The organism is Pedobacter agri (assembly GCF_032678665.1).
In the GTDB taxonomy this organism is placed as follows: domain Bacteria; phylum Bacteroidota; class Bacteroidia; order Sphingobacteriales; family Sphingobacteriaceae; genus Pedobacter; species Pedobacter agri_A.
This window is the reverse complement of the sequence record NZ_JAVTSH010000007.1, coordinates 196707-219579: the sequence shown is the minus strand read 5'-3', so window position 1 is coordinate 219579 and position 22873 is coordinate 196707. Positions and strand designations below refer to the sequence as shown.

The window sequence follows — 22873 nt, the reverse complement described above, 5'->3', positions numbered from 1 at the left end:
AAGACCCTGAATTAAATTCAGGGTGACGACAAAGTAAAAAATCACAATGAGCAATTTTAAAATCCAGGGAAACATAGTTGAAATTACCGATCGAAATATTTTCTTTGGTGAAGTAGAAGTAGAAGATGGAAAAATTAAATCCATCAATAAAATAGCTGAAGCAAGAGATGAAACGCATTTTATCCTTCCAGGTTTTATTGATAGCCATGTTCATATTGAAAGCAGCATGCTCATACCAAGTGAATTTGCGAGGCTGGCGGTCGTTCACGGAACGGTTGCTACGATTAGCGATCCGCATGAAATTGCCAATGTTTGCGGCATGGAAGGCGTGGAGTTTATGATTGAAAATGGCAATACTGTTCCCTTCAAATTTAACTTTGGTGCACCCAGCTGTGTTCCGGCCACTATTTTCGAAACCGCTGGCGCTGAATTAAATCACGATGATGTGAAGTCGCTTTTAGAACGGCCGGAAATTAAATACCTCAGCGAAATGATGAATTTTCCTGGAGTGCTTCATGAGGATGAGGAGGTTTTAAAAAAAATTGCAGCAGCGCATGATTTAGGTAAACCTGTTGATGGACACGCACCTGGTTTGCGTGGCGATGCTGTTCAACAATATATTGATGCAGGAATTTCTACAGACCACGAATGTTTTACCGCAGAAGAAGCATTAGATAAGCTACAGCGTGGAATGAAAATTCTCATTCGCGAAGGAAGTGCCGCCAAAAATTTTGAGGCGCTAATCGATTTGCTTAACGATTGGCCAGATATGATGATGTTTTGCAGTGACGATAAACACCCTGACAGCTTGGTGGAAAGCCATATCAACGAAATTTGCGCCAGAGCAGTGGCGAAAGGAATTGATATTTTTAACGTTTTACAAGCGGCTTGCATCAATCCGATTCTTCATTATAAGTTAGATGTTGGCGCATTAAAAACTGGCGATTTTGCCGATTTCATTGTTGCCGAAGATTTAGTAAACTTCAACATAAAGCAAACTTACATTAATGGTATTTTGCTTGCTGAAAATGGTGAAATGGTTGGCGATTGGGTGGAGCATTCAAGAGAAAAAGAATCAGTAAATCATTTCGACTGCAGTTTTAAAAAAGAGGAAGATTTTGCCTACGCTTTTACAGGGCAGGAAACAATACCGGTGATCGAGGCATTAGATGGCCAGTTGATCACGAATAAGCTCGCAGTGGTGCCTAAAGTTTCGAATGGAAACATCATCAGCGATTTAGAAAATGATGTACTTAAAATGGTTGTGGTAAACCGCTATCATGATGCGCCAATTGCTGTTTCATTTGTAAAAAACTTTGGTTTAAAGCAAGGTGCAATAGCATCAAGTGTTGCTCATGATAGCCATAATATCATTGCAGTTGGCGTTGATGATAGCAGCATTTGCAAGGCAGTTAACCTGGTAATTAAAGAAACAGGCGGTGTAGTGGCTTTAGGAAATGGAAAAGAAGAAGTGCTGCCTTTACCGGTTGCAGGTTTAATGAGTAATCATAACGGTTACGAAGTCGCTGCGCTTTACACTTCAATCGATCAGTTTTCAAAAGAATTGGGCGCTACGCTGGTGGCACCTTTTATGACACTTTCTTTTATGGCACTACTGGTTATTCCACATTTAAAGTTAAGCGATAAAGGATTGTTTGATGGAGATAAATTCGAATTTGTGTAGGCTTTTGTTAGAAATTTTAACAAGTGGTAGGTTTATTCCTGCTTAAAATATTCCTGCAGGGTTAACATTTGCTTCCTGTTTAAAACTTCTCCAAGTTCTTTTTCGGTTGCTTCTTTTATTTTTTTAACAGATTTAAAATGCTTTAACAGCTTATCGGCAGTAGTTTTGCCGATGCCCTCAATCTGCTCCAGTTCAGTTTTAAGTGTCCCTTGGTCGCGTTTTTTACGGTGGAAAGTAATTCCGAATCGGTGGGCTTCATCACGCAGCTGCTGAATCACCTTCAGTGTTTCCGATTTTTTATCTAAATACAATGGAAATGAATCTCCGGGATAAAACAACTCCTCCAGTCTTTTGGCAATACCAATCACCGTTACCCGATTTTCAATGCCTAACAATTTCAAACTCTTCATCGCTGAGGAAAGCTGGCCCTTACCACCATCAATGATAATGAGTTGCGGCAAAGGTTGGTCTTCTTCCAGCATACGCCTGTAACGACGGAAAACGGCTTCTTCCATCGTAGCAAAATCGTTCGGACCTTCAACGGTTTTCACATTGAAATGGCGGTAATCTTTTTTCGATGGCTTTGCATCTTTAAACACCACAATCGCCGAAACCGGATATTTTCCCTGAAAGTTGGAGTTATCAAAACATTCAATGTGTTTGGGTAGTTGCGTTAACCGCAAATCCTTTTGCATCGTTGTTAATATGCGGTCGGTTCTTAAATCCGGATTGAGTTTTTCATACTGATTGAGTTTCTCCTTTTTAAAGAACAGCACATTTTTTTGCGATAGTTCCAGCAGCTTTTTCTTCTCTCCAAGTTTAGGAACCGTAAATTTAAGTTGTTCATCTTCCAAAGAAAGTTCAAAAGGCACAATGATTTCTTTCGAAGTGCTGTTAAATTTTGTCCTGAACTCCAGCATAGCGGTAATCAAAAGCTCATCATCACTCTCATCCAGTTGCTTTTTAATTTCAATGGTTTGAGTTTGAATAATGGTACCATTCATCACCTTAAGGTAATTTACAAAAGCGTAACGCTCATCAGATGCAATGCTTACCACATCTACATTGGTAATGGCACTGTTTACCACGGTCGATTTGCTTTGATATTTCTCCAGCACCTGAAGCTTGCGGGAGTATTGATGTGCCAGTTCGAAATTTAATTCCTCAGAAGCGGTTTTAATAATCCCTTTCACATCACGAATGACGTTGCCGATTTTACCGTTTAAGATCTCTTTAATTTCAACGATATTTTGATTGTAATCACTTTCGCTTTGGTAAGCCTGACAAGGGCCTTTACAATTCCCAATCTGGTATTCTAAACAAACTTTAAACTTACCTTCGGCAATATTTTTATCATTAAGCGGCAGGCTGCAGGTTCTTAACGGATAGGTTTCTTTAATTAAATCCAGAATGGTGTGCATCATACCAATCGATCCATAAGGACCAAAATAAGTTGAGCCATCTTTAATCACTTTCCGTGTCCAGTAAATCCGTGGATATGGTTCATTCTTTACAATAATCCAGGGATAGGTTTTATCATCCTTTAAATTAATATTAAATTTAGGCTGGTGCTTTTTAATTAAGCTATTTTCAAGCAGCCAGGCATCAATTTCAGTATCAACAATGGTAAAAGTTATTTTCCTGATTTTTGAAACCAGTACCCTCGTTTTACCATTAAATTGTTGTCTGTCGCTATTAAAATAAGAGCCAACCCGGTTTCGCAGATCTTTCGCCTTACCAATATACATCAACTTTCCATCGGCATCCCAGTATTGGTACACACCGGGTTTGTGCGGAATTGCGGTTAATGCGGTTTTATGGTCAAAAGTGCTCATCAATTACAAAAATAGAATTCAAATGCGAAATCCTGATCTAAAAGCGGATAAGGATTAATGTTGTTTAAGAGAATTTTGGCGTGTCCCTAAGCTGCGCAAAGGGTCAGGCTATCTGTTACAATCTTTTGTGTTGCTTTCGGCTGCGCTCAAGGCAACACAAAAGGATTTCCACTTCTATCCTTCACGCGGCAGGCGTACTAAAAACCCAGTTTCTCGTCGAGTTCGGTGGTGCCTTCTTCCTGCTGTTGGTATTGGTTACAGTCATAAGTGATAGATACACCAGATTTAGGCGCTTCAAAATCGGCATGACTAATCTTCAACGCCGGATTGGCATAAACCTTTTTAATGAAGCCGGCAAAAATTGGAAGCGCTGTATTTGCACCCTCACCTTGGTTAGTGCTTATGAAGTGGAAAGCCCTGTCTTCGCATCCGGTCCAGATTCCAGTTACCAGTTGTGGGGTAATCGCCATAAACCAACCGTCAGAGTTATTTTGAGTAGTGCCGGTTTTTGCACCGATTGGTGCATTCACTTTATACTTATAATTTAACCTCGAGCCTGTACCGTTTGAAACCACACCCTTCAGCATCCGGGTCATCACATAAGCAACTTCCTCGCTCATAATAGGTTTAGGTATTTCTTTTTGCGAGAACAGTACCACACCATTTTTGTCTTCAATCCTTAATAAATAAATTGGTTTGGTATAGGTTCCTTTATTTGCAAAAGCCCCGTATGCACCAACCATGTTAAATATCGATGAATCGAAAGTTCCTAAACAGATGGATGGGTAAGCCGGAACATTTGGGATACCCATTTTGGTAGCCAGATTAGAAACTGCAACCGGGCCAACTTGCTTCATTAAATATGCAGTAACAAAGTTTTGTGAGTAAGCTAATGCTTTTTGTAAAGTGATGCTTCCCGGTAAAGGCTTACCAGAGTTTCTTGGTGTCCAGTTTTCGCCATAACCTTCGATGGTTACAGGTGTGTTTGATACCGTATAACATGGAGAATAACCATTTTCAATCGCTACGGCATAAGTAAATGGTTTCGCTGTTGAGCCCACTTGTCGCGTTCCCATCTTTACTTGGTCATATTTGAAATGCTCGTAGTTAATTCCACCCACCCAGGCTTTCACATGTCCGTTGGTCGGATCCATCGTCATCATGGCATTACGCAATAACATTTTGTAATAACGTACCGAATCAATAGGTTTCATCACCGTATCAATGTTTCCTTTCCAGGTGAAAATGGTCATTTCCGTTTTGGTATTAAAGTCAGTTTTGATCTCGTCATCAGATTTACCTTCCAGTTTCAACGATTTATAACGATCTGATCTTTTAATACCTTGCTCAATTTGTAAGTCTTTTCCTTTGAAAGGATTTCTACCTTTCCAGCTATTGATAAATTGAGCCTGTAAAACCTTCATATATTCTTTCTGAGCCTCCTCAGCATATACCTGCATATCGTAATTTAAGGTTGTATATATTTTCAGCCCGTCACGATCCAGATCGTATGGTGTTCCATCAGGTTTGGTAATGCCCTGTTCCTGAAAAATTGTTTTAATATCATTCTTTAAAACCGAACGGAAATAAGGAGCAATACCATCATTAACGGTTGCTGCATTAAAGTGTAAGCCCAGTGGTTTTTCCTTCTGTTCATCAAATTCCTGCTGGCTTAGTAATTCCGATTTCACCATCATCGCCATTACGGTGTTTCTTCTGGTTCTGGAACGCTCCGGATGGCGGGTAGGAGAGTACATGGTAATTCCTTTTTGCATTCCAACCAAAGTTGATGCCTGGGTTAAGGTTAATTTATCTGGCGTGGTATTAAAATATACCCTTGCTGCCGATTTTATCCCATAAGCCTGGTTACCGAAGTCAACCGTGTTTAAATACATGGTGATGATCTCTTCTTTGGTATAATTCCTTTCCAGCTTAACTGCTACAATCCACTCTTTAAACTTGGTTAGGACCAATGAAAAGAAATTCAAATTTGATTCCCTTGGGAAAAGATTTTTGGCTAACTGTTGCGTAATGGTACTTGCGCCTTGCTTTTTGCCGATCAGGTTATAGCCAATGATGGTAAATGTACGTTTGAAATCAATTCCTGAATGTTCTTTAAAGCGGGTATCTTCAGTAGCGATAAGTCCGTTGATTACATTTTCTGAGATATCTTTATACGTAACATTCGACCTGTTCTGCACAAAATAAGTTCCTAGCGGGCGGCCATCTTCGGCAATAATTTCAGAAGCCTGATTACTTTTTGGGTGTTCAATGTCTCTGAAAGAAGGTAGCGCACCGAAAAGCCCCAGTCCAATCATCGAGATGAAAATGGCAAAAACAGCTATGCCACCCACCACTATTTTCCATATGATTAAACTATATCTTCTTGTTTCTTGTGCAGAAAGGGATTTATTCATTTTGTGTTGTAATTAGTTCAAAAGCTAATCAATTGAAGCTTATTTTAGCCGCAAATTTATTAAAATTTTAACGAACCGGATTTTTGCTGCGTTCAACAGCCTTCGTGCTACTTGTAATTATCTTTTAAAAACTCTAAATATTCGTTGATGCGATCTCTGCTGTTCAGTTTTTCGAAGTTTTCTTTACTGATAATAAAGCCTCTGTAAAGATTTGCAGGCACTTTCATAATATTTTTTAGTTGCCCGATAATGCTCGACTCGTAAAGTTTTGCATCTTCCAAATCAATAAAGCTGGTTACGTAAATCAACTGGTCGTTGTCCAACTCAATCAATTTATGCGCCAAATCATTATCAGGGTAGTTTCCACGGTTAAACTGGCCAATTCCAAAACGCGATGAACTTAAAGTTAAACTCGCATCAGCCACATCAATTACATAATAATACTCATTCGAAGTTGCTGCACTAAAAATACTTGCTGGTTTTACAACATCAGCAGGCTTAACTTCTGCTGGTTTTTCAACAGGTTTTGCAATGGTTTCAGCAGGTTTTTCTTCCGCGGCAGCATTAATATCGTTATTCAGCGGTTTCGCAGGTACCGCGATTGGTTTTGCCTGACTTACAAATCGAGGTTCATTTGAATCGAAATCAATCAAAGCCACCGGGCGTTGTTTAAATTCAGCCAGATTGGCCTCAATGTATTTTAAATGATCACGCACCAAAGGCGTAACAATTAAATCGTTCGGATAAAGTGTTGTAATGGCATTAAGCTCCGTTAATAAGGGATCGAGCTTGGCTGTACGCCCAACAGCAATTGCTTTTAGATAAGCATATTGCGGTGCCAGATCGTTATCAGGAAAGGCACTGATATTATCATTTGCCTGTTTAATTACTCCAGGATAATCTTTTTTGGCATAAGCTTCGAAAGCAACATTGTAATTATTGTTTGCAATGTTTTCCATGGTACTTTGCTTGGCCGAAAAAGATGGATCTAAAATGGTTTTGGCATAGTTCGATGCTGGAAACTTCTGCAGCACCAGCTGTCTGAATTCGTTCGATCTGTTTTCATCAACTCCCTTATTGTTTAGATACAAACTGTAATATATAGCATCCAGATGGTTATTGTTCGGATATCTTCGCAACAGCTCTGTATAAATTTTATTTGCTTCGTTTTTATCATTTAACTCCTGTTGATAAAAACTGGCGATCTCGAAATAGGCATCGATAATTTTTTGATCAGACACGGCAATTAAAGCAGGCGTTAACGGCAGCGCATCAAGATATTGTTTTTCGAGTGATGTTTGATCTGTTGAAGATTGCGGATTAGTGCCATTTGCAGGTGTAATGGTGTTGGCAACATTGCCGCCAGTCATCACCTGTGTATTTTCCTGTGCTGATGATCTTTGGCTTTGGCGCCAGTTATCTTCCAGTTGCCGGTTCCCCCAGCGCTTTTTAAAATCAGCAAATCCGGTACTGATTGCAGCATTGTTATTAAAGTAGAACGTACTGCCGGCAGCAACCTGCGGCGAATTAAGCGATTGATTCGGGAAATCGGGATTATTTAAGGTTTGATTGGCAAGTACAGGCACATTTGCCACTTCTACTTTAGGCGTTAAATAACTTTTAATTCTCGCCTCCCTTTCTGTAGAAGGAAGTTTGGCAATCATTTGTGCGGTATCTTCCTTCGCGATAATGGTATAACGATCGGTTAAATACTTCAGGTTATCAGCCTTTTTAACAATGTTGTCGTAATCCGGAAAGTTTTTAGGCAAAATCATCGCCGTACTATCGTAATATAGTTTTGCCTTGATGTAATTGTTAAACTCCTTAAAATTTAAATCGGCAATTCGAAGATAGGATAGCGCTTTCTGGTTTTGGTTTTTTGTGCTTTTTTGCACAGATTTTTGATAATTTTCTTCAGCTTTGACAAACTTACCTTCCTTTGAAAAAAGTTCTCCAACCTGATAATAAATCTGATCCGTATAATCGAAATTCTTATCATCTTTCAGTAAAGCAAGCAGGGCTTTGTCTTCATCAACTTTGTAACCGCTAATCAAGGCCCTTACTTTAATACGTTGCAGGTTGGCATGAAAATACATTTCAAACGGTGCATTACTATTTTCTACCTTAGTATAATTAATAAAAGCATTTTGAAGATCGTTATCCTGTTCCTGAAGTTGTGCCAGGATATACCGCCAGCGAATGCGCAGTTGCTTGTCGTCGCCTAAACGCACTGCATTTTCTAGCAATAACATGGCCTCTTTGTTCCGCTTCTGATAAATTCTCATCTGGGCGGTTGTAGCCAATGGCTCAGCAATGTCATTTTTAAGATTATCGGCGGCACGTAACATGGTATCTAAGATTTTATCTGCCACCACCATGTTATTAAGTTCCATTTGGCTGCGTGCTTTCCAGTTCATGGCCAACACAAATGTTTTTAAATCATTGTTATAAGTTTTGGCTACATAATCAAAATACTCCGATGCAATAAAATAATTTCCTTTCAGATAATTTGCCTTGCCCATTAACATGTAAGCATCATCGATGTAATTACTAAAGCTTTTATCGTTGATGATACTCTGTCCCTTGGTGATGACCTCATCTAATTGTTTATTTGGCGTACCGGGCGTAAGCACCAGATTTACCTGAGGCTCGGGATCCAAATAAACTGGTAAAATTTTTTCGTAATTATCGGTATAGCTTTGTAGTAAGCCCTCATTATATTCAGTTAGCAAAACATTTGAGTTATAGATATAGTTATACCTTGCCGTTAAATTTTGAAACTTACGGTCGATAGCAGTATCTTTATTTGCTACGCAGCCATAAATAAAAAGTAGGCTGATAAGGAGGAGGAAGGGATTTAATGCTTTGTTAGAGTGTTTTTTCAAGTATGATAAATCGCGTTAGTGGATATTCAATAAACAAAATTTTAACAAAAATATTTTATTTGGCTGCAAATTATAATTATTCAAAGTTAACTTAATTATTGCATTTAAAAATGGAAAATCCTAAAGAAGACGATACAAATAAAAAAGTAAATGCAGCGGCAAAATATTCAGCCATAGGCTTTCAGATGATCATTACCATTGGTTTGCTCACTTTTATTGGATATAAAATTGATGAACATAGAAATAGTGAAACCAGGATTATTACCGCAGCTTTTGCTTTATTGGGAGTAGGCATTGCGCTTTATCAGGTAATTAAACAGGTAACGAAATAACTTAAAAGTTTCTTTGATTCATCCTGTAGTGTGCTGCAACAATTTAAAAATCAAACATTTTGCTGTGATACGCTTGCCAAAAATGTGATTAAAATCTCTATCTTTGCAGCAGTTTTTAACCACAAAGAATTATTTTTCAATTGACTCTGGCCAAATTTACAAGCGTATACCTAATTTTCGTTGGTTTAATGATCGGTGTAGTAGTTCTTATACCACAGATTCTCCCTGCTTCAGATATTTTGGTGCCAAGCTTTTGGCTCATCTTTGGGTTTTTAGGTGGGTTAACTTACATCGCTTATCTGTTGGCTCATATCGGTATTAATAAAAACCCGGAAGCCGGCGTGGTAGCAATATTAGGGTCGGTAATTGTGAAGCTTATTTTTTGTATGGCTTTTGTGTTGATTTACAGTATAAAAGCGAAGGAAAGCGGTCTACTTTTTATCGTAAATTTTTTTTCTCTTTATTTATTGTTTACCGTCTTTGAAATGTACTGTTTGTTGCGTAACTTGCGCCACCAAAATTTAAAGTAAAAAACTGCCAATAAATGGATTTTAACCAAGTTTTCATGTCGAAAGTTAAGAAGGTAATTGTTGTTTTTACGCTTTTAATAGCGTTTTTATCTATCAAAAATGATACTTTCGCTCAAACTGATACTGTTACCTCGCTACCTGTTGATACGGCTGTAGCGGCTACTCATGAGCCAGGTGCTGTTGTTAACCACGCTGAAGCGCATGAAGAAAAAGAAAAAGGTTTTGATATTACTTCATTCATTTTTCATCACATCAGCGATAGTCACTTCTTTACACTTTTTGGTCATGGAGAGCATGGTGTACATTTACATTTGCCAATCATTCTTTGGACAAACACTGGTTTAGTTACGTTTAGCTCTGCTGCTTTTAACTTTAATGATGATGGTACGCATGTAGTAGAAAAAGGTGGTCAGCGTTTTGTAATGGCACACAATAAAATTTACTACGCAAACGCTACTGCAAATGAGCATGGTGCTTTTGTATCTCACGAAGTGAAAGATGGTGCAGAAGTAGTTACCAATGCCCGCCCGCTTGATTTCTCCATCACTAAGAATGTTTTCAGTATGTTGTTATCGGTGGTTTTATTAGTTCTTATCTTTGGGACTATTGCATCTTCATACCGTAAAAGAAATGGTAAATCGCCAAAAGGTTTACAGTCGTTCTTAGAGCCAATTATTTTATTCGTTCGTGATGATATTGCCAGACCAAACCTGGGTCATAAATACAGTGCTTTCATGCCTTATTTATTGTCTGTATTTTTCTTTATCTGGTTAAATAACGTTTTAGGTTTGGTTCCATTTTTTCCTGGAGGCGCTAACGTAACAGGTAACATCGCTTTAACTATCGTATTAGCGGTTTGTACTTATTTGATTACCACATTTAAAGGGAACAAACATTACTGGAAGCACATTTTTTGGATGCCAGGCGTTCCTGTTCCGATGAAGATATTTTTAGCGCCATTAGAGTTAATTGGTACGTTAACCAAGCCAATCGCTTTGGCGATCAGGTTATTTGCAAACATTACTGCAGGTCACATTTTGGTGATGTCGTTACTTTGCTTAATCTTTATTTTTAACTCGCTTTGGATTGCTCCGGCTTCAATTTTCTTCGCTGTGTTTATCGGCTTAATTGAATTCCTGGTTGCATTTATTCAGGCGTTTATTTTTACTACGCTTTCTGCCTTATTTATAGGTATGGCAGTTGAAGAGCACCATTAAGAACATTATTGTTAAATAAATATAAATAAATCAGAAAATGACTGGAACATTAGCTGCAATCGGCGCAGGCTTAGCTGCAATAGGCGCTGGATTAGGTATCGGTAAAATTGGTGGATCTGCAATGGAATCTATTGCTCGTCAACCAGAAGCCGCTTCAAAAATTCAAACTGCTATGCTTATCGCTGCAGCCTTTATCGAGGCGGTTGCTTTATTCGCAGTAGTAGTTTCTTTGATCGCAAAATAATCAAAGAAAGAATTAATACAAGAACCTTTTCGGGATTGCCGTTAAGGTTCTTGTTTAAATGATTAGTTGAAAATAAGAATATTAAATATATAAGATGGATTTATTAGTTCCTGAAATTGGCTTGTTAGTTTGGAATAGCATAGCTTTTTTATTGTTATTGTTTTTGTTAGGTAAGTTTGCCTGGAAACCAATTATGAAAGCTATCCATGAGCGTGAGCAAAGTATCGATGATGCTTTGAACAAAGCAGAGTTAGCTAAACAAGAAATGGCTCGTTTAACCAGTCAGAACCAAGATTTGATGCAACAGGCACGTGCTGAACGTGACGAGATTTTAAAGGAAGCAAAAACTTTAAAAGACAGTATCTTAAATGAAGCTAAAAAACAAGCTCAGGTTGAAGGTGCTAAATTGATTGAGAAAGCTAAAATCGAAATCGAAAATCAAAAGAAAGTTGCTTTAGCTGAAGTTAAAGGTCAGGTTTCTACTTTATCATTAGAAATTGCTGAACGTGTATTGCGTACGCAGTTAGATGATAAAACAAAACAAGAAGCTTTAGTGGCTAATTTGTTAAAAGACGTTGAATTAAATTAAGTTTTAAAGTATAAAGTTTAAAGTAGAAGGTTTAGGGTTTAGAGTTTAAAGTTTAAATTGAACGATGTGATATTCAATTTTCAGCTTCGACTTTCAGCTTTCAACTTTTAACTTTCAACTTTCAACTCAAAAAATATGTCAGAAATTAAAGTTGCCGGCAGATACGCCAAATCATTAATCGACTTAGCTGTTGAAAACAACGGTTTAGCTGAATCGTACAATGATATGGTTTTGTTTGAAAAAGTAGTTGACGAAACTCCTGAGCTAGAAGCAATATTAAAAAACCCAATTGTGCCTTTAGATAAAAAAGTAGGCATTTTAAATGGAATTTTTGCAGATAAAGTAGGTAAGTTATCGCTTACTTTTTTCAAAATTGTGGTAAATAAAGGCCGTTCGGCAATTTTGTTTGCTACTGCAAAACAGTTTATCAAACAATACAACGAGATTAAAGGAATTGTAACTGCTGATGTAACTTCGGCAACAACTTTAAGTGCAGAAGCTAAAGCACAGATTATTGAAACTGTTAAAAAAGAATTAGGCGCTAAAGAAGTTATCGTTAACGAAAAGATTGACGAGAAACTAATTGGTGGCTTTATTTTAAAGGTTGGCGACAAGCAATTTGATGCAAGTATTGCCAGCGGATTAAATAAACTTAAAAAAGAATTTGCGCAGTAAGCGCTAGGCGATAAGCGTGTAGCGATAAAGTGCCAAACGCAAGGAGCCGAACACAAATAATATTGCGCTAAACGTATGGCCGAAAAACGCCAAGCGCCATGCGCCAAGCACTATACATTTACAAAAAGATATAATTAAAATTATGGTAGAGGTAAGACCAGACGAAGTATCGGCAATTATCAGACAGCAATTGGCGGGCTTCAAATCAGAAACCGAACTGGAAGAAGTTGGTACCGTGTTGCAAGTGGGCGACGGTATTGCCCGTGTTTACGGTTTAACTAAAGTTCAATCGGGTGAGTTGGTTGAATTTGCAAACGGCCTGCAAGGCATTGTATTAAACCTTGAAGAAGATAACGTTGGTGTGGTACTTTTGGGTGCTTCTGACGAAATTAAAGAAGGCGATACAATTAAACGTACCAAAAAAATTGCCTCTATTAAAGTTGGTGAAGGTATGCTTGGCCGCGTAGTAAACACTTTAGGAGAGCCTTTAGATGGTAAAGGTCCGATTTTAGGTGAAACTTACGAAATGCCTTTAGAGCGTAAAGCACCAGGTGTAATTTATCGTCAGCCGGTAAACGAGCCTTTACAAACTGGTATTAAAGCAATTGATGCGATGATTCCAATTGGTCGTGGTCAGCGTGAGTTGGTTATTGGCGATCGTCAGATCGGTAAAACAGCAGTTTGTATCGATACCATTATCAATCAAAAAGAATTTTATGAAGCAGGCCAACCTGTGTTCTGTATTTATGTAGCTATTGGTCAGAAAAACTCTACCGTTGCGAACATTGTACGTACACTAGAGGAAAACGGCGCTTTACCATATACAGTTGTTGTTGCTGCTTCGGCTGCAGACCCTGCTCCAATGCAGTTTTATGCTCCGTTTGCTGGTGCTGCAATTGGTGAGTTTTTCCGTGATACAGGTAGACCAGCTTTAATTGTTTATGATGATTTATCTAAACAAGCTGTGGCTTACCGTGAGGTATCGTTATTACTTCGTCGTCCACCGGGCCGTGAGGCTTATCCAGGTGACGTGTTCTACTTACACAGTCGTTTGTTAGAAAGAGCTGCGAAGATCAACGCAAATGATGACATCGCGAAAGACATGAATGATTTACCAGAATCGATTAAACATATCGTTAAAGGTGGTGGTTCATTAACAGCTTTACCGATTATCGAAACACAAGCTGGTGACGTTTCTGCATATATTCCAACCAACGTAATTTCAATTACTGATGGTCAGATTTTCTTAGAGTCTAACTTATTTAACTCTGGTATTCGTCCGGCTATTAACGTAGGTATTTCGGTATCACGTGTGGGTGGTAATGCTCAAATTAAATCGATGAAAAAAGTAGCGGGTACGCTAAAATTAGATCAGGCTCAATACCGCGAGTTAGAGGCTTTCTCTAAATTCGGATCTGACTTAGATGCTGCAACAAAATCGGTTTTAGATAAAGGTGCACGTAACGTAGAAATGTTGAAACAAGCGCAATTCTCTCCATTCTCTGTAGAGAAACAAGTTGCAATTGTTTACGCTGGTACTAAAAACTTAATGCGTAATGTTCCAGTTAACAAGGTTAAAGAATTTGAAACTGAATTCTTAACTCAATTGGAAATGCGTCACCCAGAAACATTAGCAGCATTAAAAGCTGGTAAGTTTGATGATGGCATTACTGGTGTTTTAGATACAGTAGCAAAAGAGATTTCAAGTAAATACTAAAATAGTTATGGGTTACGAGTTAAATGTTACAGGTCTAAAGCTCGTAACATGTAACTCATAACTCGCAACCAAATAAAGAATGGCTAATTTAAAAGAAGTAAGAAACCGGATTGCATCGGTACAATCAACCCAACAGATTACCAAGGCTATGAAAATGGTTTCGGCTGCTAAGTTGAAACGTGCTACCAATGCAATTATCGCTTTACGCCCTTATGCAACTAAACTGAAAGAGATTTTAGGAAATCTATCGGCAAGTTTAGAAGGTTCTTCATCGCCTTTTATTCAAGAGCGTGAACCTAATAAGGTTTTAATTGTAACCGTATCATCAAACCGCGGTTTGGCTGGTGCTTTTAACATGAACGTAATTAAAGCGGCCAACAATTTAATTGCCGAGAAATATAGCGAACAGTTGAAAAACGGTAACGTGAGCATTATTTCTATTGGTAAAAAAACGCAGGATTTTTACGAAAAACGCAAGTACAACGTTATTGGAAACAATAATGAAGTGTTTTCGGCCTTAACTTTCGAAAATGTAACCAAAATTACCGATGCAATTATGGCTGGCTTTCTTAAAGGCGAGTTTGATAAAGTTGAAGTAGTTTATAACCGCTTTAGAAATGCAGCCGTTCAGTACATTACTACTGAGCAGTTGTTGCCGTTGCCAAAGGTTGAAGAAGCTGTACAAACAAAAGCTGATAAAAAAGCAGCGAATGTAGATTACATCCTTGAGCCTTCACAGGAAGAAATTGTTGAGCAATTAATTCCTAAATCAATTAAAATTCAGTTATACAAAGCGGTGTTAGATTCTCACGCATCAGAGCATGGCGCACGTATGACATCAATGGATAAAGCAACTGAAAACGCCGGTGAATTATTGAAAGCTTTAAAACTTTCATACAACCAGGCTCGTCAGGCAGCAATTACAACTGAGTTGACCGAGATTGTAAGTGGTGCAGCAGCATTGAACGGATAATATAAGTCTGGAGTCTTGAGTCAGGACTCTTGAGTTTCTTGAAAAATGTTAAAGCCCATTTCTTAATTGAAATGGGCTTTTCTTTTTCTTAAAAATAAATGCTATCAGGATTAATTTTCACCCTCATATAACCATTTTCAATCTTTTTGACATTGGTGCCATCACCCCGGTAGACTGATGCATTGAATTTCGCTTCTAGCAAATATTTGCCTGATTTTAGTTTTTGCAGGTTTGTAATTTCAAATTTAGATTGGTTTTGCAGTTCGGGCTTTAATAAAGCATGGTACACCAAACTGGAATAACCATTGGTTTGCAGGCCATAGTTTTCGCCAGATAGTTCGAAAACAACACCATTTTGTGAGTTGTTTCTACTAAAATCCAGGGCAAATTTACGTTCCCCAATGCTAAATAAATCGAGCTTATTCAAGGGCATAAACATCGAAGTTTGGTTGCTTGCAGGCATTGCTTGATTTTTGTTGTACTTTTTTACGAATGATAGGGTTATCCCATTTCTGTTTCCATCGGTAAATCTAAAAAATCTGCCAAACATAACGGAGTCTTGATCGCCGGAAATATATTCCTTTTGTTTAACCAATGAATCTAACTTTACGTTCGTTTTCGCGTTGATCAAACCCCGGCCTAAGCTTTCCGTTTGCACCATTGATTTTCCATCAAGAACGTATGAAACAGAATCTCTAAGCAATTCGAAAGGATCGGGTTTTTCAACAGGAGGGGGTTCGGTTGGCTCAATGATTGGATTTTCCTTCTTGCAGGCAGCAAGGCACATTAGGGCTATAGCAAGCCCTAGTAACTTTTTGGTTTTCATATAAGAGATTTTATTTGTGTGTGCTTAAAAATAATAAAATACTACGGGTTGAATAGCGGCTGGACAGTAACAAAGCTAATTTTTTTGTGACCTAATGTTAAAAAGTTGATAACGAGCTTAATTAAATGCAAATAAATGTACTGCCGAAAAAAGGACTTAATATCTTTGTAGCATAATTCCAGAACATGAAAAAATATATCTTCATTATATTACTCGCCGCTCCATTTTTGGCCATTGCACAATCACCGGCCAGAGATTATACCAACGCAGTGCTTTGGCAACAAACATCTGGCGAATACAGAGCTTTGTGTTTTCAGGCTTATAATTTTGCCCGCTTATCATTAAAGGAAGCGTTATGGGCCGATACCAGTAAAAAACCAAATTGTATTATCGTTGATATTGATGAAACCGTTTTAGATAACTCTCCTTTTCAGGGCCATGAGATCAAAAAAGGTTTGAGTTATCACCCTGTAGATTGGACAGAATGGACAAACTTATCGAAGGCTGACACCGTTCCTGGTGCATTGGCTTTTTTGAAATTTGCTGCTTCAAAAAATATCGAAACTTTTTACCTCAGCAATCGCGATGAAAAAGATTATGCAGCTACCTTAAAAAACCTGCAGGCTTTTGGCTTTCCCTACGCTAACGATGCCCACTTATTGGTTTCGAAAGGTACTTCTAACAAAGAGCCCCGCAGACAAAAAATTGCCGAAAGCCATAATATTTTAATGCTTTGTGGCGACAATTTGAGCGATTTTAGCAACATTTTTTATCGGGAGGAAAAGAATACTTTCGATCAGGTAAATAAAAATCAAAACCTTTTCGGGGTGAAATTTATTGTACTGCCAAACCCTATGTATGGCGATTGGGAAAAACCATTATATCAGGGCGAAAAACTTACAGATAAAGATAAAGCAAAACAGCGTTTAGAACGATTAAAAAGTTACTAAACATTTATAAATATTCAGCAATAAGTATTACTTTTGCTGCATCATAAAAATAAACATTATGGAGAACAGCGAATTAAAACACAATACAGAAAGTATGAAAACGGCTAACCAGCCAGGAATTTATAAATTAATGATTTTTGGTGTATTGATTTGCATGGTGGGTACATACGCTCGTTTCGCGTTCGATTCATGGGTGTTATCATTGGTTTCATGGATCATCCTTTTTATTGGTGCCATCATCAGCATTAAAGGTGTATTCAAAATTTTAGATGCATAAAATACTTTCTCTCTAAATACAGAAGCCGATGATACGCCAATATCATCGGCTTTTTTGTATTCAATTTTTTTTAGAAAAGCAGGTTCTGTTTTTCATTGGTTGCGAAAGTCCTGCCATCCACTTTATCCCGAGAAATTCGGGATGTTCGTTTCTGTCAGGTTTAGCTGGCAGTGGTATACCTACTATTTTAAACCCGACAGCAATGGAAATACTTTTAAAATAGCACAAACATAAATATGTTGTCATGCTGAGGTACGAAGCATCTGTTTCATCGGTTGCAGATGCTTCGTACCTCAGCATGACAGGATTTTTTTAAAAGATTGAAATGTATGGTGGGACTGCTTTTACCTACCAACCACTGCAATTGCTTTTCAAAATACTGTTTTTAATCTTCGAACTGCTAATTGTAAAAGATAACTCCTGAATGCCAACTGCTAACTCACTTGGGTTACCTAAATCCGTTTTCTGTATAAAGGGAAAACAGAGCGAAATAAACTAACCAAAGCGCTCATTCAAATGGCCATTTGAAGCAAATATTTTAAATGATTAATTTATTAGAACCACTGAATCATGAAAAGGAATATCATTGCTATTGCCATTGTGGTAACCATTTTTGGCTGCAACAGCGAAAAAAAAGAATATGCCAGTTCGAGTAAAGCCGAAATGGCCGATACTGTTCCGCTAGATACGTTAGCTCCCGAAAAAATCATTAAAACTGCCGACATGCGCTTTCGCGTAAAAGATGTGCAGCAAACCAAAGAACAACTGAGCAAAACCATTAAGGCAGAAGGTGGCGCAGTGGCCGAATTTTCTATCGAAAGTTCGATACAGGAAACCGAAAAGGTTAAACAATCAACCGATTCGCTGAAAGAAATTACCTCTTACCGAACAGAAGGATTTCTGGTTGCAAAAGTGCCGTCAGAAAAACTGGATGAGTTTACCAATACCATTTCTAAAATGGCAGTGTTTGTAAACAGTGCGGCAATGAAAATGGACGATCAAAGCATTGTTTATTTGGCAAACAAGTTGAAAGCACAAAACAGGGTTGAAGCGATCGAAAAAATTAATAAAGTGGCGACGAAAAAAAGTGCGAATGTAGAATCGTCGTTATTCATTAAGGATGATTATATCGATAAAAAAATTGCGAACATGCAGATTGATGATCGGGTAAAGTTTAGTACGATTACACTCAACTTCTATCAGGATAATACCGTAAGCACCATGACTGTAGCTAATGATAATTTGTATGATTACCGCCCGGGATTTGCAAACAGGCTTTGGCTTAATATTGTAAACGGCTGGACAATTTTTAAAGAAATTATTCTTGCGCTGGCAAATCTTTGGATGGTGTTTCTAGTGGGGCTGGGCCTGTTTTTCATCATCAGGTATTTTGTGAGGAAGAACAAAATAGCTATGGAAATGGCAACAAAGCATTTGATGGATAGCAGGCAATAGTGTTTCATTTGTTCTGTTCAGGCTCGTTTTTAACCAGCGTGAGATAGATCGGTTATACGATTTAATCGAAACACTATTCATGCACTCGTTAGAAACGAGCGCAAGCACAATAATAGACCTTAACCGGATAATTTGTTTCAAAGATTGCAGTATTGCAAATCAGTTGGTCGGTGGGGGCACCGACCAATAGCAGGAAAGTTTAAGTTTTGTCTTACTTCATTGCGAGGCACAAAGCCATCTTTTTTAAGAGATTGCTTCGTACCTCGCAATGACGATTTTATTAAGTCAGACTTTAAAATTTAAATCAAATTATGCGTCGGTGTCTCACCGACCGAAACTATTCTATTTCTTCGCTTTTACAGCCAAACCTTTTACTTTGGTTTTGTTATCGCTTACAAATGATTCCCAACCCGAATAGGTTTTTGATTTTCCGCCGGAAGTTATTTTTTGAAAGGAGTGGCAAACTGCAACAGCTAAACCGTCAGTAGCATCTAGAAATTCTGGCGTTTCCTTAAAGTTTAATAAACGTTGTAACATGGCCGCCACTTGCTCTTTAGTGGCATTTCCGTTTCCTGTAATAGATTGTTTGATTTTTCTAGGCGAATATTCAGTTACCGAAATATTTCTGGAGAGTGCCGCTGCAATAGCAATGCCTTGCGCTCTGCCTAACTTTAAAAGTACCTGGATGTTTTTGCCGTAAAATGGTGCTTCGATGGCCAAAACATCAGGCTTGTATTGATCAATTAAAACTACCGTTTTTTCAAAAATACGTTGCAGTTTTAAAAACGGATCATCAAGGTGAGTCATCTTAACTACACCTAAACTAATCAGTTCTGTTTTATTTCCCTTCTCTAAAATTACGCCATAACCCATCACCGCTGTACCGGGGTCGATGCCCATAATTATCCGTTCCTTTTTTTCATTCAACATTACAGCAATATTAAGCATATTTGCAAACTAAAAAGATAATCTTGACAGGCAAGAATAAAAAAATATTATCCGTCCTTATAAAAGCCGCAATCGTTGTATTTGCCTTCTGGTTTATTTACCATAAGCTAGTCGCAAACGAAAATCTCGAAAACTTCGGTTCGCTGTTGAAAGGAATTTCTCAGCTTGAAATTTTTAGTATCATCGGATTTGTGGTTTTGCTAATGTTTGTAAACTGGTTTCTGGAAGCAGCTAAGTGGAAAAGACTGATGCGGCAGATTGAGTCCATTAGTTTTTACCGGGCTATTGAATCTGTTTTTTGTGGGTTAACGCTTGCTATTTTCACTCCAAATAGGTTAGGTGAATATGGCGGCAGGGTTTTCTTTCTTTCTCCCAAACGTAGAATTGTAGGTGTTGTGGCCATGACGGTTGGCAACATCGGTCAGTTGGTTTTAACAAATGTATTCGGTGCTGTAGCGGCATGTTTTTTCATTTATCGATTTGTGCCGATTGATAATTTGGTTTTTTTAGCCGTGGCAATGCTAGCACTTGCTTTCTGCCTGTTTTTTATTGTCTTCTTTTTTAATATTCGATGGTTAAACGGCATTCTTTTATCTTTCAAATTCACCCGTAAATACAAAAAGTTCTATAGTATTTTGGGCCGTTACCGCAAAGCTGAACTTTTTAAAATCATACTGTTTTGCTTGGCAAGATATGCGGTATTTAGTTCACAGTACTTTATTTTGTTTGTTTGGCTTATCCCTGGCTTACAATATCTTGATATTGTGATGATGACCTGTTTGCTGTTCCTCATCCAGTCTGCACTGCCATCGCTGGATCTATTTGATGTAGGCATTAGGAGTGTAACCGCGGTGGAATTATTTAAACATGTTACCGATCAGCATGTGGCCGTTATTGCATGTACGGCAAGCATTTGGCTGATAAATATTATTATTCCTGCTATCTTAGGCACTTATTTCGTTTTTAAACTCAATTTTTTTGGAACTCCTAAAACTAATTAGTCTTCTATCTGCCGCTCTAACCCTGGTTTATGGTTTACTGGTACTCACCTTTATTAAAGGATGGCACAACTTAAAGCAGGTTAATGTTAGCCGAAATGAACCTGCAACAAAGGTTTCGGTAATTGTTGCCGCCCGTGATGAGGAACTTAACATCAGGAGGACAATTGATGATTTGGTTAACCAGGATTACCCGAAACATTTAACAGAAATTATTTTTATTGATGATCATTCAACAGACCGGACCGCTGAAATTGTTGCATCTTATGCCGATAGGGGTGTAAAACTCATTAAGCTTAACGAAGATCGGGCATTGAATTCTTATAAAAAGAAAGCCATACAAACTGCCATTGGTTCTTGTTCAAGCGATTTGATTGTAACTACCGATGCTGATTGCAAAATGGGAGCGAAATGGCTATCATCTGTGGTCGGCTTTTATCAAGATAAAGGATACAAAATGATTTCTTCGCCTGTGGCTTATTTCGAGGAGAAAAGTTTATTTGAGCGGTTGCAGTCGTTGGAGTTTTTATACTTAATAGGTCTGGGCGCTTCCACTATAGGTAATAAACAACCTTCTACTTGCAACGGTGCGAACCTAGCGTATGAAAAAAGTACTTTTTACGAGGTTGGTGGTTTTCAGGGTATTGATGATCTGGCATCTGGCGATGATGAACTTCTGCTGCATAAAATCGCAGCAAAATATCCAGGTAAAATAGGTTTCTTAAAAAACAGAGATGCCATTGTTTATACTCACGCTAAAGAAAACCTGCGCTCATTTATTCAGCAACGTAAGCGTTGGGCTTCAAAAAGCACCCGGTATAAAAATAAAGCGATTATTGTTCTAGGCGTTTTTGTTTGGACATTTAATTTGAGTATCATTACCAATTTTGTGACAGGTTTGTTCATCCCCGGCTTTTTATCGGTAACATTTTATCAATTATTGGTTAAAATGATTTTAGAAACATTATTTTTATGGGATGTGACCGGCTTCGCAAAAAGGCGCAGGTTATTGGTCTTAATCCCTGCTTTAAATGTGCTACATATACTCTATATCGTTTACATCGGCATTGCCGGAAACAGTGGGAAATATAACTGGAAAGGCAGGATGGTCAGGTAATGGATACTAGTCCTTCGAAAAAAGTATGGTTAAAATTTAAGCGAAACAAACTCGCTTTTAGTGGTCTTATTTTTATTTTGCTATTGGTATTGATGGGAATTTTGGGTTATCTGATCACCCCCGATGACAGCCCAAACGCCAATACCCAGGTTTTGCCACTCAATAAGAAAAAACCGGGCAGTACTTTCAAGTTCGTTATCCTGAATAAAAATCCAAATATTAAAACAGTTGGCTTTTTTGATCGCATGTTGAGCGGACAAAAATCAAATGTCACAAGTATTCCAATTACATCCTACAGAATTGTAAATAATTATGTTTTCGTTACTCCTTATATCGGCGATGAAGAAAAAGCTCCGGAAACTAAATATAAATTAAATGAAATTTGTCCGAGGTGTACACCCTATTCTAAATTAGGAACACCGGCTACCTTGTTCGAAATGTATAATGTTTACGAAAAAACATATTGGTTGGGAACTGATATTTATGGTCGTGATTTATTAAGCCGGATGATTTTAGGAATTCGCGTTTCTCTTTCGGTAGGCTTAATGGCCGTTTTAATCTCATTATTTATCGGGGTGAGTTTGGGCGCCATTGCGGGTTACTTTGGTGGCAGAATCGATGCCGCAATCAGCTGGTTCATGAACGTAGTTTGGTCATTGCCATCATTGTTATTGGTTATTGCGATTTCCTTCGCTTTAGGTAAGGGTTTCTGGCAAATTTTTATTGCAGTGGGCTTATCTACCTGGGTTGATGTGGCCCGTTTGGTACGCGGACAAGTAATGGCGTTAAAGGAAGTTGAATTTGTGGAGGCAGCAAGGGCACTGGGGTTTAGCACTTCCAGAACCATTATTAAACACATTTTACCCAATATAGCCGGGCCAATTTTAGTAGTCGCTTCCTCTAATTTCGCATCAGCTATTTTATTAGAAACTGGCCTGAGTTTTCTTGGGTTTGGTGCGCAACCACCCATGGCAAGCTGGGGGAGTATGATTAAGGAACATTACGGCTACATCATTATGGATGCAGCTTATTTAGCCGTTTTACCAGGTTTGGCTATCATGTTAACTGTTTATGCTTTTAATGTTTTAGCCATTGGCTTACGCGATGCTTTTGATGTAAAAGGGCAAAATGTAAGCGTTTAGCAAAACAACGCCGCTAACAAAAAGTGAAGGCGGCGTTGTTGGAGCATTAATTTTAAAAACAA

Annotated in this window: 20 protein-coding genes; 15 read left to right on the top strand and 5 right to left on the bottom strand. The window is 38.1% G+C overall.

Annotation, left to right across the window (positions count from 1 at the left end):
* Window positions 1-46: 46 nt before the first annotated feature.
* Window positions 47-1684, top strand: coding sequence for an adenine deaminase (gene ade, locus R2Q70_RS15790; protein WP_316808518.1), 1638 nt, complete (start codon window positions 47-49; stop codon window positions 1682-1684).
* Window positions 1685-1716: 32 nt separating this feature from the next.
* On the opposite strand, the gene uvrC is transcribed toward ade, so the two are convergent.
* The 3 genes from uvrC to R2Q70_RS15775 all read right to left on the bottom strand — a co-directional run bounded on the left by uvrC (window position 1717) and on the right by R2Q70_RS15775 (window position 8821).
* A complete protein-coding gene (uvrC, locus tag R2Q70_RS15785) occupies window positions 1717-3519 on the bottom strand; it encodes an excinuclease ABC subunit UvrC (RefSeq protein ID WP_316808517.1) in 1803 nt (600 codons plus the stop codon).
* A 197-nt stretch (window positions 3520-3716) separates the two neighbouring features.
* Window positions 3717-5936, bottom strand: coding sequence for a transglycosylase domain-containing protein (locus R2Q70_RS15780; RefSeq protein ID WP_316808516.1), 2220 nt, complete (start codon window positions 5934-5936; stop codon window positions 3717-3719).
* A 107-nt stretch (window positions 5937-6043) separates the two neighbouring features.
* Entirely contained in the window at window positions 6044-8821 is a 2778-nt protein-coding gene (locus R2Q70_RS15775; protein WP_316808515.1) for a gliding motility protein, read from the bottom strand.
* A 110-nt stretch (window positions 8822-8931) separates the two neighbouring features.
* Here R2Q70_RS15775 and R2Q70_RS15770 point away from each other — a divergent pair, with 110 nt between their 5' ends.
* From R2Q70_RS15770 to atpG, 8 genes are all read left to right on the top strand, one after another.
* Window positions 8932-9153 (top strand): AtpZ/AtpI family protein, encoded by a 222-nt coding sequence (locus R2Q70_RS15770; RefSeq protein WP_316808514.1) that lies wholly within the window; start codon window positions 8932-8934, stop codon window positions 9151-9153.
* Between the two features lie 188 nt (window positions 9154-9341).
* Window positions 9342-9683, top strand: coding sequence for a hypothetical protein (locus R2Q70_RS15765; protein ID WP_316808513.1), 342 nt, complete (start codon window positions 9342-9344; stop codon window positions 9681-9683).
* 14 nt (window positions 9684-9697) lie between these two features.
* The gene (gene atpB / locus R2Q70_RS15760) at window positions 9698-10900 is read left to right on the top strand and encodes a F0F1 ATP synthase subunit A (protein WP_316808512.1); all 1203 of its coding nucleotides are present in this window, start codon (window positions 9698-9700) and stop codon (window positions 10898-10900) included.
* A gap of 37 nt (window positions 10901-10937) precedes the next feature.
* Window positions 10938-11144: an ATP synthase F0 subunit C gene (gene atpE / locus R2Q70_RS15755; RefSeq protein ID WP_010601523.1), complete on the top strand. Its 207-nt coding sequence runs from the start codon at window positions 10938-10940 to the stop codon at window positions 11142-11144.
* A 94-nt stretch (window positions 11145-11238) separates the two neighbouring features.
* A complete protein-coding gene (locus tag R2Q70_RS15750) occupies window positions 11239-11733 on the top strand; it encodes a F0F1 ATP synthase subunit B (protein WP_010601524.1) in 495 nt (164 codons plus the stop codon).
* Between the two features lie 135 nt (window positions 11734-11868).
* Entirely contained in the window at window positions 11869-12408 is a 540-nt protein-coding gene (atpH, locus tag R2Q70_RS15745) for an ATP synthase F1 subunit delta (protein WP_316808511.1), read from the top strand.
* A 142-nt stretch (window positions 12409-12550) separates the two neighbouring features.
* Window positions 12551-14125: a F0F1 ATP synthase subunit alpha gene (gene atpA, locus R2Q70_RS15740; RefSeq protein WP_010601526.1), complete on the top strand. Its 1575-nt coding sequence runs from the start codon at window positions 12551-12553 to the stop codon at window positions 14123-14125.
* Window positions 14126-14204: 79 nt separating this feature from the next.
* Window positions 14205-15098: an ATP synthase F1 subunit gamma gene (gene atpG, locus R2Q70_RS15735; RefSeq protein WP_316808510.1), complete on the top strand. Its 894-nt coding sequence runs from the start codon at window positions 14205-14207 to the stop codon at window positions 15096-15098.
* An 88-nt stretch (window positions 15099-15186) separates the two neighbouring features.
* Here atpG and R2Q70_RS15730 read toward each other — a convergent pair whose 3' ends face one another.
* Window positions 15187-15924 (bottom strand): hypothetical protein, encoded by a 738-nt coding sequence (locus R2Q70_RS15730; RefSeq protein WP_316808509.1) that lies wholly within the window; start codon window positions 15922-15924, stop codon window positions 15187-15189.
* Between the two features lie 185 nt (window positions 15925-16109).
* Here R2Q70_RS15730 and R2Q70_RS15725 point away from each other — a divergent pair, with 185 nt between their 5' ends.
* From R2Q70_RS15725 to R2Q70_RS15715, 3 genes are all read left to right on the top strand, one after another.
* The gene (locus R2Q70_RS15725) at window positions 16110-16874 is read left to right on the top strand and encodes a 5'-nucleotidase, lipoprotein e(P4) family (protein WP_316808508.1); all 765 of its coding nucleotides are present in this window, start codon (window positions 16110-16112) and stop codon (window positions 16872-16874) included.
* Between the two features lie 58 nt (window positions 16875-16932).
* Window positions 16933-17151 carry a hypothetical protein gene (locus tag R2Q70_RS15720; RefSeq protein ID WP_056850995.1) on the top strand — a complete coding sequence of 73 codons (219 nt, stop codon included), beginning with the start codon at window positions 16933-16935 and terminating at the stop codon, window positions 17149-17151.
* A gap of 570 nt (window positions 17152-17721) precedes the next feature.
* Window positions 17722-18606: a DUF4349 domain-containing protein gene (locus tag R2Q70_RS15715; RefSeq protein ID WP_316808507.1), complete on the top strand. Its 885-nt coding sequence runs from the start codon at window positions 17722-17724 to the stop codon at window positions 18604-18606.
* A gap of 342 nt (window positions 18607-18948) precedes the next feature.
* Here the strand turns inward: R2Q70_RS15715 and ruvC are convergent, their stop codons facing one another.
* Complete coding sequence (gene ruvC, locus R2Q70_RS15710; protein WP_316808630.1) at window positions 18949-19536, bottom strand: crossover junction endodeoxyribonuclease RuvC; 588 nt, start codon at window positions 19534-19536, stop codon at window positions 18949-18951.
* A gap of 41 nt (window positions 19537-19577) precedes the next feature.
* On the opposite strand from ruvC, the gene R2Q70_RS15705 reads away from it, so the two are divergent.
* From R2Q70_RS15705 to R2Q70_RS15695, 3 genes are read left to right on the top strand one after another with little or no spacing between them, the layout of a single operon-like run.
* On the top strand, window positions 19578-20555 hold the full coding sequence (locus tag R2Q70_RS15705; protein WP_316808506.1) for a lysylphosphatidylglycerol synthase domain-containing protein: 978 nt from the start codon (window positions 19578-19580) through the stop codon (window positions 20553-20555).
* Entirely contained in the window at window positions 20533-21669 is a 1137-nt protein-coding gene (locus tag R2Q70_RS15700) for a glycosyltransferase family 2 protein (protein WP_316808505.1), read from the top strand. Before R2Q70_RS15705 ends, R2Q70_RS15700 begins: the two co-directional genes overlap by 23 nt.
* Window positions 21669-22811 (top strand): ABC transporter permease, encoded by a 1143-nt coding sequence (locus R2Q70_RS15695; protein WP_316808504.1) that lies wholly within the window; start codon window positions 21669-21671, stop codon window positions 22809-22811. Before R2Q70_RS15700 ends, R2Q70_RS15695 begins: the two co-directional genes overlap by 1 nt.
* Window positions 22812-22873: the final 62 nt, after the last annotated feature.